Annotated in this window: 8 protein-coding genes and 1 pseudogene; 2 read left to right on the top strand and 7 right to left on the bottom strand. The window is 44.9% G+C overall.

Annotation, left to right across the window (positions count from 1 at the left end):
* On the top strand, positions 1-94 hold a 94-nt coding region (locus tag CAFE_RS20640), incomplete at its 5' end, for an integrase core domain-containing protein (RefSeq protein WP_139104008.1).
* 349 nt (positions 95-443) lie between these two features.
* Here CAFE_RS20640 and CAFE_RS06325 read toward each other — a convergent pair.
* The 5 genes from CAFE_RS06325 to CAFE_RS06345 form a co-directional block, all read right to left on the bottom strand.
* A complete protein-coding gene (locus tag CAFE_RS06325) occupies positions 444-2753 on the bottom strand; it encodes an alpha-amylase family glycosyl hydrolase (protein ID WP_066646400.1) in 2310 nt (769 codons plus the stop codon).
* Positions 2754-2778: 25 nt separating this feature from the next.
* A complete protein-coding gene (locus CAFE_RS06330) occupies positions 2779-4515 on the bottom strand; it encodes a glycoside hydrolase family 13 protein (protein ID WP_066646398.1) in 1737 nt (578 codons plus the stop codon).
* A gap of 28 nt (positions 4516-4543) precedes the next feature.
* Entirely contained in the window at positions 4544-5380 is an 837-nt protein-coding gene (locus CAFE_RS06335; RefSeq protein WP_156990133.1) for a sugar ABC transporter permease, read from the bottom strand.
* Positions 5377-6060 carry a carbohydrate ABC transporter permease gene (locus CAFE_RS06340; RefSeq protein WP_228725036.1) on the bottom strand — a complete coding sequence of 228 codons (684 nt, stop codon included), beginning with the start codon at positions 6058-6060 and terminating at the stop codon, positions 5377-5379. Before CAFE_RS06340 ends, CAFE_RS06335 begins: the two co-directional genes overlap by 4 nt.
* 282 nt (positions 6061-6342) lie before the next feature.
* On the bottom strand, positions 6343-7593 hold the full coding sequence (locus CAFE_RS06345) for an extracellular solute-binding protein (protein WP_156990135.1): 1251 nt from the start codon (positions 7591-7593) through the stop codon (positions 6343-6345).
* A gap of 195 nt (positions 7594-7788) precedes the next feature.
* Between CAFE_RS06345 and CAFE_RS06350 the strand changes: the two genes are divergently transcribed.
* A complete protein-coding gene (locus CAFE_RS06350) occupies positions 7789-8832 on the top strand; it encodes a LacI family DNA-binding transcriptional regulator (protein WP_066646394.1) in 1044 nt (347 codons plus the stop codon).
* Positions 8833-9005: 173 nt separating this feature from the next.
* Here the strand turns inward: CAFE_RS06350 and CAFE_RS06355 are convergent, their stop codons facing one another.
* Positions 9006-10850 carry a recombinase family protein gene (locus tag CAFE_RS06355; protein WP_156990136.1) on the bottom strand — a complete coding sequence of 615 codons (1845 nt, stop codon included), beginning with the start codon at positions 10848-10850 and terminating at the stop codon, positions 9006-9008.
* Between the two features lie 41 nt (positions 10851-10891).
* Positions 10892-11078, bottom strand: a pseudogene (locus CAFE_RS19760) (hypothetical protein); the annotation flags it as partial.

Genomic DNA, 11078 nt, shown 5'->3' on the forward strand with positions numbered 1-11078 from the left:
CTGGCGAAATGAATATAACCACCTTCGCCCACACAGTTCTCTGGATAATTTGACGCCGGCAGAATACGCCATGAAAATCTCAGGTGATTACTAACTTTCTATCTGGACGGCTTTTGGGGGCAGGTCACAGGGAAGACCCTGAAAGGTGCTGGCTAAAAAAGGGCGCAATAGAGAGTTGCAAAAAAGTGTGATTCTTTTGAGACTTTACATGGGGAATGGCTCGATTACATCTAACCACCACAGAGGCTGTGATTTATCAAAAATCACAAACAACAATCTCCGAAACAATTATAATCATTGCTCACATTGACTGATGATATAGATGTCCCTGAAATTGTTTGGCATACTTTGCCGTTCAACTCCGGGGGTACTTCACTAGAAGGCGATGCTCTTAATGCCGTCTAACAATTCATAAAACAAAGAAGATTCGAATACCGAAAAGATTAATTAGCACTCCATGTATAGACAGGAGTATCTACTACTCCCGTTGTACTAGAAGAAGATGTGATAGTCCGATTACTGGAACTTTCCCACGTTACATTGCCGCTCGAATCTTTCTTTATGAATTTAAACTGGAACGTCGTATTAGCTGGCACACTGACGGGCAAGTACCACTCAGGATAATTTGGACAAAGCATAGCTTCCGTGCACTTGCTGGTGTCCCAGGAACCTAATTCGGGAATGCTACCTACCACGTAAATGTTATCCCCGTAATTTGTGGAAGCCTTCACATGAAAAATGACCTGGTTCTGGTCGCCGGAAAGAACATTGTAAACAATTCCGTTGCTTGTCATTCCGCTATTTGTAACCGTTACGGAGTTATCACCGTGCACTGCCCCAGAAGGAACTGTCGTTTCAATCATTGTAGATGTAGAAGATAGGACCGTTGCAGCAGTATTTCCAAACTTAACGGTCGGTGACGTGCCGAAATTTCTGCCGTAAATATAAACTTTTGTTCCCGCGCTGCCTTGGGTCGACATAATGTCTCCGACTTCCGGAGTTTCAGTTGCTGCAGCATTATAAGACCACACATCCACTTCGCCGCCAGATAGGCCGATTGAATCGATCTTGCCATTTGAAACGGTTGTAGAATCACCGTACAGCATGGAACCGAGGTAGTCGGAATAAGTGCCGGAGGGAAGCCCAACACTGATGCTGGGAACCGTATATGATCTGTCTGGTTGACGGTTCACCGCAACAACGACTGTGTTGTCATAGAATTTACGCTGAAACACCATTACGTTGTCGTCGCTGTAAAGCACGGATGTTTGGCCATAGGCGATTGCATCGTTGCTCTGTCTCAAATCGGAAAGTTTTTTAATGAGCTTATATGCTGTAGTGTTCTCATTAAAACTCGACTGTTTTTCCATGAAAATTCTGCCGATATTGTTGTCGTTTGTACCGGGGTTTATATATTGCTCCGTCCCGTAATAGATGTTCGGGATTCCCCTCGCGGTAAGCAGCACTGCAAGCGATGCGTTGAACGGTTTTTGATTCTGTTGCTGATACCCGAAACGCGGAACATCCTGATTGTCAATAAATGTTACAGCCTGGTTTGAGAACTGATAGTCTTTCTGCGTATACTGCATCATATTGCCAAAGTCACTCATCGTTGTTGAAAAATCGCCGAAGCAGGTGGAATTTGCGCGATAGTATTCAAAATCCAGGTTATTGACTCCTGTGCGTCTCGGGAAACTGCAGTATTCGGAATATTTATCAGAAGGACGGCCGATAAAAAATTCACCGAACTGAGTTACCGTAGATTGTTTGTTAACGGAATCCATCAGCCCTTTCACAAAGGCTGGATTCTCGTGCAACGTAGCGTCGTAACGTAAACCATTGATTCCCAAGTGACTCCAGTACTTTACAGCACTTTCAAGATAGCTGACGACACTGGAGTTTTCTTGTGAGAAATCCGCCAGAGATCCCAAATCTTTATTTCGATACCCCCAAACCGAATTGTCGTTGCCGCGGTCGCCAAACTGATGGAACCAGCCATTTTTATCATTGTTCGGGTCTGCAAGAAGATTTTCTACTTTTCCATCGCCATTGTAGTCGTAAGGTTCCCCATTGGCGTCCAGAGCATAAGAGCCGTCCGGCTTTTTATCCGGTTCATACAGTTTTCCATCTTCATTTGCATTGTTTAAAGTGGGATTATGGGAACGGCTGGTATGATTGGTGACAAAATCGATAATCAGCTTCATCCCGTTTTGATGAAGAGCATCCCGTAAAGACTCGAACTGCTTAAAAGTACCGAAATGCTTATTGGTTGCAAAATAATTTCTGACATGGTAGCCATGGTAGCTTGTCCACTTGTTTATGGAACCGTCTGAATTATAATCGTCAATTTCCGTGTCACGATTTTCATAGGGTGCCGAGATCCATACTGCCGTAATGCCCATGGACTTCAGGTATGGAATTTTGTCAATGATTCCCTGCCAGTCGCCACCTTGGTATAGCCTGTATTTTTGCCCCGTGCCGTCAAAAAGCGAGCTGTCAAATCCGCTTGGGATATTGTTGGATGTGTCTCCGTCATAGAAACGGTCCGTAAGAATCTGGTAAATGACGTCCTTTGACGTTACCGGCGAATCGGAAGAATCAGCAGAGGTATTGCTGCTGTAGGGAGATACCGCTCCGTTGCTATAAGCGTGAGCCGCCACACCGCTGCCGGTGAACGACGTCGAAAAAACAATTGCAAGGGAAAGCACAACACTGGCAGAAACGGATTTCAACCTCTTAAAGTTTTTGCACATAAAATCCCCTCCAAGTCTTCATTCATTAGCTTTTTACATTTGAATTTTCAAACACGCCAAATCCCCAAGGCCCGATTTCCTTTCCACTCACCCCCTCTTGAAAAAGACATTTATTGTATTCGTCGCCGCCTAAAACCGAAATCACCTCTTTTCGATCGCCCGCATTAAGCGCGACGAGAATTGACTGAGTTTCACACTGGCGCTCAAATATATAAAGGTATTTTCCCTTTTCCGCACAGACCGTATGAAGAGATCCTTGCCGCAAAGCGACATTTGAACGTCGAAGGTTAATCAATGCCCGGTAAAATTCGAAAAAGCTTTTATTTCCCCATATCATCGGTTGACGGTACTCATCCTCCACCGACCCCTGAATCCCTTGCTCGTCGCCGTAAAAAATCGATGGCATTCCAACAAAAGTCATCTGGAACACAACTGCAAGACGGAACTTCATCCAGTTGCCCTCGCAGAGAGTCAAAAAACGCGATACGTCATGAGTATCCAATACATTTAATTGCGCATAAAGCATCTGCTGTGGGTATCGCATTATCATTTTTGTTACACGGTCTTCAAATCCGGCTGCGTCAATTCTGCCGCTTGCGAAAAAATCCCGACAGTTTTTACGCATGTCGTAATTCATGGATGAATCGAATTGATCTCCGCGAAGCCATGGATAAGCGGATTCCCAAATTTCACCAATAAGAAGGCAATCCGATTTGACCGATTTTGCCGTCTTTCGAAACATCCTCCAAAAGCCATTATCTATTTCGTTCGCTGCGTCTAATCTCCACCCGTCTATATCGAAATTTTCAAGCCAGTAACGGCAAACCTTCATGAAATAATGAATTACCTCGGGGTTCGAAGTATTTAATTTCGGCATTGTCCTTTCGTAGCCGAAGCAAGAATAATTTGGGTAATCATCCATGTTGTCTGGACGAATCACCGGAAAAGTCAAATCATAAAACCAATCTTTGTATGCCGATTTTTCTCCATTCTTAGCTACATCGTCAAACGCAAAAAAATTCCAGCCGCAATGATTGAAAACGCCGTCGATAATCACTCTGATATGATTTTTATGGCATTCAGTTACCAATTTTCGAAAATCATCATCCGTGCCAAAGCAGGGGTCAATGTGGAAATAATCAAGCAGGTCGTATTTGTGATATTCGCCTGCCACAAAAATTGGATTGAGATAAATGCAGTTTATCCCTAAAGTAGTCAGATAATCGAGATTATCGATAATACCGCAGATCGTGCCGCCGTTCTTACTGCTGGTGGAATTGCCACGATAAACACGCCGCATACCTTCCTTCGCGATGTATCTGCGTCCTGTAGCAAAGCTGTCCGGAAAAATGTTGTAAACGACTGCGTCATTTACCCATTTCGGCACCTGTGCAATATCTTCTCTTCTGTTAAAAGGGAACTGATAATATTCCGAACGTTCTCCCGTCGTTTCAGAATGAAATTCATCTGAATAATATAAACATGTCGTTTTTCCATCACTGAGTTCGAAATAATAACAGATTCTGGTATAGGGGCTGCTAAGTTCAATTTCATAATAGTCAAAGAGATCGTCGCTTGACGCAATTTTCATCGTTAAAGGGGTGAAAATAACAGGAGTTTCTCTACAGGAGCGGTCTCCATAATGTAAGATGCAGGATTTGATATCATTTCTGGCTGTCCGAAGACGAAAAACAACATGGGTCTCATCTAAGCCATATGCGTAGTTTGAAAGAGGAATGTGAAGAATTGCTTCACGGTTCATATGTGGAAACCTCCATAATTTCATTCATTTATTCTTTGACACCGCCTGCAGTAAGGCCGGAAGTCATGTAACGTTGAATACAGAAAAAGATAACAAGAACGGGAATCGAAACGAGCAGCGACGCAGCGGAAAAGACAGGCCAATTGCGCGTATAATCTGTTGCTTGCAAAGCATACAGTCCGGCTGCAAGCGTATATTTACCGGAACTGGTAATGAAAGTAACTGCAAATATATACTCGTTCCACACATAGATTAAAATCATAACCGCCGTGACGATGATGGATGGTCTGGCAAGCGGCAAAACGATTTTCCATATAAGCTGGAAATCGCCAGCTCCATCTATTTCCCCGGCTTCTTCAATTTCCTCCGGGATTGTATCGAAGTAGCCTTTCATGTTCCAAAGACCGAAAATAGCCATCGTGCCAATATAGATCAGAATAAGGCCGGTGAACGAATTAATCAGGCCCAATGGCTTCAAAATTCTGTAGACGGCAAACATGGACAGAATCGCAGGGAAAGCATTCAGCAGTATTAAAAGATTCAGAATCATTTTACGCCCGCGAAACCTCTTTCTCGACAGCGCATACGCACCTGGAACAGCCACCAAAATAGAAATAAGCACAGTGAAAGCGGATAGAATCAAACTGTTTTTGAACCACAGGAAAAATGGTTTTTCAAACAGCACACATCTGTAATTATCAAAAGTAACATTTTGGGGAATCAAAGAGACATTAGAACTGAGCAGGTCGTTATGGCCGTTCAGAGAGATTCCTAGTGCATACAAAACGGGAATCAGACAGAGCAGACAAATCAGAATGAAAAAGATGTTAAGGAAGAAAAGACCGATTCGCTTTCTGTATTTCATCGGTAACCCTCCTTCAGTTCTTTGTTCGTAAACATCGAAAACAAAATCAACAGAAGAAATATGAGAACGGAAACGGCAGCGCTGTAGCCGTAGTTATTCGTAACAAAAGCTTTTTCGTATGTATATGTGATGACAGTATGAATATCCGCGCCGGTTTTCGAACCCTGCTGCTGTGTCAGCAGATAAACAATGTCGAACTGCTTGAATGTCGTGAATATCGTTATTACGACGGCCGGAGCGATAACCGGGCGTACAAGCGGAATCGTAATCTTTCCGAGTTTTGTAAAGAATCCCGCTCCGTCGAGCGTTGCACTTTCATAATAAGATTTGTCGACACTCTGGAGCGCGCCGTCGATAATCATGATCATGAACGGGAGCGCGAGCCAAAGATTGACCATAGTACAGGACAAAAAAGCAGATACGTTTCCGTCCAACCATCTTACTCCGTTTAATCCAAGCTTCCCGAGCCATTGATTCAATAAGCCGTATTCGTTGTTAAACATGCCCATCTTCCATAGCAGAATCGACACGTAACCTGGCATAGCCCATGGAAACATCAGAATTGTTTTGTAGAATTTATGCGCGCGAAGTCCTTCTGTATTGAGCAGAACAGCTATGATATAAGCAACAACCATCTGAAGAACCATATTGATGCCGGTCCAAAGAACCGTCCGAAGCAAGGCTGAAAGGAATCCGGAATCAAATACAAAAATAGCCTTCGCATAATTTTGAAGTCCGACAAATTCCGGATGAAACCAGTGGTAAATATTCATATTTGTGAGCGAAATATAGCCGGTGTAGAGAATAGGGAATATGACTATGAGCCCGATTACCGCAATTGATGGAGCCAAATACAAATAGGGCCGACAACTTTTTTTCTTCACAATGCACCTCAATTCTTATGCCAAAGGGCGATGCATATGCAACATCGCCCTCAAGGAAAACAATCATGCCATATTGCGTTATTTCATATCCGCGATTTGCGAAAGAGCATTTTTCTGAGCTTTTGCCGCTTCAGTTGTTGGGTCAGCACCCTTTTTGTTCACAGTTGAAAGCATATTTTCCGTGACCGACCACATGACGTCCATCGCCGGAACGTTCGACATCGGAACAACAGTGTCCGCGGAATTTTTCAAATTCATGACGATTTCGTTTGAAGAAACGGAGGCGTCGGAATACGCTTTGTTGTTTGCCGGCGCATCGTTTGTAATTTTTGACATTGCAACTCCGACTTCCGGTTTCATCAATGCCTTCAAAACAGATGTGATTGCTTCTTTCTTACCGCTTTCTGAGGATTTTAGAACATAAACGCCCTGAATACCCGCATAGGGAGAAAGCTGCTTCCCCGTTGAATTAACGGTCGGAAGCGGTGCAAAACCAACATCAATTCCAGCCTTTTTTGCATCGACGGCCAGATTCGGGAGGTTGATCGTGGAAGCCGCCTTTCCTTCCTTGAATAGTGCGGTCATGGTGTTATAGTCGCCATCCGACGGTTGATACTTCACAAATTGCTTGTGGTATTTTAGAGAATCGACTGTACCCTGAAGATTCAGCCCGGGCTTTGCGTCCTTGTCTATAATATATCCGCCGAATGCATGAATCCAGCTGACTGCGTAGTAAGCGGTACTGTGCTGTTCAACAAATCCGTATGTACCGTTTTTGGTATTACTCTGCGCAAATTTCAGTAAATCGTCGGTCGTTTTTGGAGGGGTGCTCATTAACTTCTTGTTGTACATAAACATTTGTGTTTCAAAGTAAATCGGCAGCTGGTAAAGCGTGTCTTTATAGGTTCCGGCACTCAGCGTCATGGGAATAAAATCAGAGAGAGAATCTTTCGAAATGAAGTCGGTGATCGGGGCGAGGATTCCCATTTCGGCGTATAATCCGGTTTTGTCATGCGCAAAAAAGAACATATCCGGGGCACTTTGAGGATCATTTCCAACCAGTTTCAGTGAATCTGTCATTTTATCTTTGCGCTGAACCGTAACCTTCACATCCGGCGAAAGGTCGTTAAGCTGCGCCTGCAGAGCATCGCCGATTTTCTGGTCATTTTCATACCAGATGGTAAGATTGACCGCATCCTTTTTTGCTGCACTGCTTGCACCGCTTTCGGTGGGCTTTGCGGAAGGAGCCGCTTTCTTGTCCTGCTGACAGCCTGCTAAGGCTCCAAGCATAACAAGAACGGACAGGGCGGATGCCAACACTTTTTTCATAAAACGAAAACCTCCCTACTAAATTTATGAAACCGGTATAATTAATTAATATGTAATTTAATACATATATCCGGATTTCATGCCAAATTATAGGCGCTTATTGGTAAATAGTCAATATATAATCGATATTTACTATTGATATTTTAATGAAACCGGTGTAATATAAAACAAAAAAGACTGGAGTGCATAGTAACCATGCCTGTCAGTATACATGAAGTAGCGCAGGAAGCCGGAGTTTCTGTTTCTACGGTTTCCAAGGTGCTAAATCATTCGCCGCTTATCTCAGAAGCAACAACACAAAAAGTACGCAATATCATGGAACAGCTCCATTATCGTCCAAATCTCCGTGCTCAGAATTTTGCCCGACAGAAAACCCATAATGTCACTTTTATCGCGAGGGCAGAAAAAAATGCCGCTTTTAATAACCCACACCTTTTTGAGATCATGTGCGGAGTGGAAAACACACTGAGCGGAAAAGGGTACAGCTTGACTTTCATTAACCTTACAAAGGAACAGGATGAAGGTACTGTAATTGAGTCACTGATTGTACAAAAAAATACAGATGGAATCGTACTACACGTTTCCGCTGTTTCAAAAAAGGTATCAGGCGTCTTGGCCAGCAACAACTTTCCACATATTGTGATCGGCAGGCCTGACTTTGAAAGTGAACTGTGCTGGATTGATACAAACAACAATTTGTCCGGCTCGATTGCGGTAAAACATTTGTTTCAAGTGGGTTATCACCATATCGCATATATTGGCGGCGGAAAGGATGACCTTATTTCGCTGCACAGACTGCAGGGAGCACAGAAAGCAGCCGAAGAGCTTGGAATATCTATTTCACCAGAAGATGTTCGGCAGGGTGCTGTGACGATTGAGAATGCGCGAGCAATCACAGAGCAGTTAATCCGAGAAGACCAACCGGAAGCAATCATTTGTGCCAATAACACGGTTGCGTTGGGAACATTCCATTCCATTCGCGACCAGGCGCTGACGATTCCTGATAATATAGCAGTTATTTCGTTTGATGATTATCCATATTCGCGGATTATGGAACCGGCGTTGACTGTTGTGAATATTGATGTTTACGATATGGGGACACAGGCCGGAATTATGCTTCTACGAAAGATGAAACAACCCTCGCTGCAAGTGCAGTCCTACACTACGCTTCCGGTGTTAATCGTTCGCAATTCAACGATAAAAAACACAGCATCCGAGCCGATGTCAACACCGATTTGAAAATGGGAAGCGGGGTGTGGGACGGTTCAGAGAACAATGTGTTGACAATTTGTTGCTTATGATTCATGAATTCCTTGAGATGGTAGAATTCTCTTTTCATGTTAACATCGGTGGCATGACACATTATTTTGGTAATTTATGTCATAGTTATGGAAACAAGATTTTCTCAACAACTATATGCTGGGTAAATCGCGGACAGGGATAAACACGTCATTTGCCATATCCTCGGCCCAGAGAGCCAATTTTTGAGCTTCTTTTTTCTTTTGCTTTTTCTCCTTGACTCGTTCCTCGTATTCCCGCTGTTTGCCGTTGGCCTTGCGGCGCAAATAGTTCCGGTGCAGCCTGTCCCGTCGTTCTTCCTTTTTACGCATTGCTTCCTGTTCTTCCGGGGTCAGGTTGACTTTCCCAAAGTGGGGCGGCACATATTTACCCACAAAATTAAAGTAAATCTCGACTTCTTGCGTGGTGTCTTGACAACCTTTGCGGTCGCGCTCATGGACAACGATTTTTTCCACGAATTCATTGAGCATGGTGGTGGTCAGGGTATTGAAATTTTCGTACTTGTCAATCAGAGCGATAAATTTCTCCGTGGACTGCTGTTTGTGTTCGTATCCGGAAACGGCCTGTTCCAATTCTTCGATTTCGCCGGAAAGCTCGTCCTGCTCGTCGGCATACCGCGCGTCAAGGGTGGCAAAGCGCGCTTCCGGCAGCTTGCCAAGGACCTTATCCTCATAAATCTGGCAAAGCAGTTTTTCCAGCTCATCCGAACGCTTTTTTGCCTCTGCTAACCGCTTCTTTTTCTGCACAATGCCGCCAGACTGCTGGGAAACCTGTGCTTCCCTTACCGTCCGGATGAATTCGGCCCGGTCATTTTTGGAATACGCCGCGATAGCGCGGAGCGTATCGGCAATCAGGGTCATGACCACATCGGCGTTAATGCGGTGCTGGGTGGGGCAGAGCGTCCCAACAGGGACTTTACTATATTGGGAGCAGGTATACTGTGGGATGCGTTTGCCGTTATTAGAACGGTGAACATACATTTTGCCGCCGCAGCCGGCACAGTACATCAGACCGGTCAGTGGATGCGCCTCGCCCCAGCCGTCCGGGTAGCGCCGCACGTTGCCCCGGATGCGCTGCACGTTGTCGAAAGTCTCTTGGTCGATAATGGCCTCATGGGTATTCTCGAAAATTGTCCATTCGCTTTCATCGACATAGTGGCTTTTCTTATCCTTGAAGTGCTTGCGGGTCTTGAAATTAACCGTATGTCCGAGATATTCCCGCTTTTTGAGGATATTCACGATGGTGGAGGAACCCCAGCCGTAAATATCCTTGAACGTCTTGTTTTGATTCACGCCCTCGCCGTGCCGCGCCAAATGAACGGCAGGGATTTCCACTTTATCTGCGGTCAACTGCTGAGCGATCTGATACGGGCCGTGTCCCTCCATCGTCATGGCAAAAATGCGGCGCACAACGGCGGCGGCTTTCTCGTCAACAATCCAGCGCTCCCGTTTTTCATTAGCCCATAAGTACCCGTAAATGACCGTGCCGGTCAGGTGCTTGCCGGTCATGCCCTTGGCCTTGAAAACGGATTTGATTTTCCGGCTGGTATCCCGAACGAAAAATTCGTTCATGATGTTCCGGAAGGGGGTAAAATCGTCATCGTCTCTTGCGCTGTCCACTCCGTCGTTGACGGCGATCAGCCGAACATTCTTTTGCCGCAGAATCTCCATGATTTGTCCGACTTTGAGATAATCGCGTCCCAACCGGCTCATGTCCTTGACGATGACAGCCTCTACATGCCCTGCTTCGACTTCTTCCATCATGGCCGTAAAACCCGGTCGGTCGAACCGGGTTCCGGAAATACCGTCGTCGGTAAAATGGGTCGGGCGCGGAAAGCCATTTTGCCGGGCATATTCCTCCAGCATCTGTTTCTGGTGGGATATGCTGTTGCTCTCGCCTTGTAGCTCGTCGTCACGGGATAACCGTTCATATAGCGGAGTAATTTTGCCGTTGCCCATGCTCTCGCCCTCCTGTATGTAAAATGCCCTAAGTGCTTTCACTAACCATTACAAAAATCATGATTAATAAGCCTCTTAGAGCATATAACACCCGCCGCCAACTTATATTTCTTATATTGCCGGACAGCGAAGTGATTTGGTTTTTTCTTTTCCAGCGCCTCAAACATGAGATCCACGGGATTTTTGAATTCCTCATCATCTTCCCGGACCTCCGAAGCGTTGATAAAC

The sequence above is a fragment of the Caproicibacter fermentans genome (assembly GCF_009746625.1).
Lineage (GTDB): Bacteria > Bacillota > Clostridia > Oscillospirales > Acutalibacteraceae > Caproicibacter > Caproicibacter fermentans.

Excerpts from the sequence above, each read along its gene's own strand:
- CAFE_RS06330 (WP_066646398.1), bottom strand. The coding sequence starts at position 4,515 with ATGAACCGTGAAGCAATTCTTCACATTCCTCTTTCAAACTACGCATAT.
- CAFE_RS06355 (WP_156990136.1), bottom strand. The coding sequence starts at position 10,850 with ATGGGCAACGGCAAAATTACTCCGCTATATGAACGGTTATCCCGTGAC.
- CAFE_RS06335 (WP_156990133.1), bottom strand. The coding sequence starts at position 5,380 with ATGAAATACAGAAAGCGAATCGGTCTTTTCTTCCTTAACATCTTTTTC.
- CAFE_RS06350 (WP_066646394.1), top strand. The coding sequence starts at position 7,789 with ATGCCTGTCAGTATACATGAAGTAGCGCAGGAAGCCGGAGTTTCTGTT.
- CAFE_RS06345 (WP_156990135.1), bottom strand. The coding sequence starts at position 7,593 with ATGAAAAAAGTGTTGGCATCCGCCCTGTCCGTTCTTGTTATGCTTGGA.
- CAFE_RS06325 (WP_066646400.1), bottom strand. The coding sequence starts at position 2,753 with ATGTGCAAAAACTTTAAGAGGTTGAAATCCGTTTCTGCCAGTGTTGTG.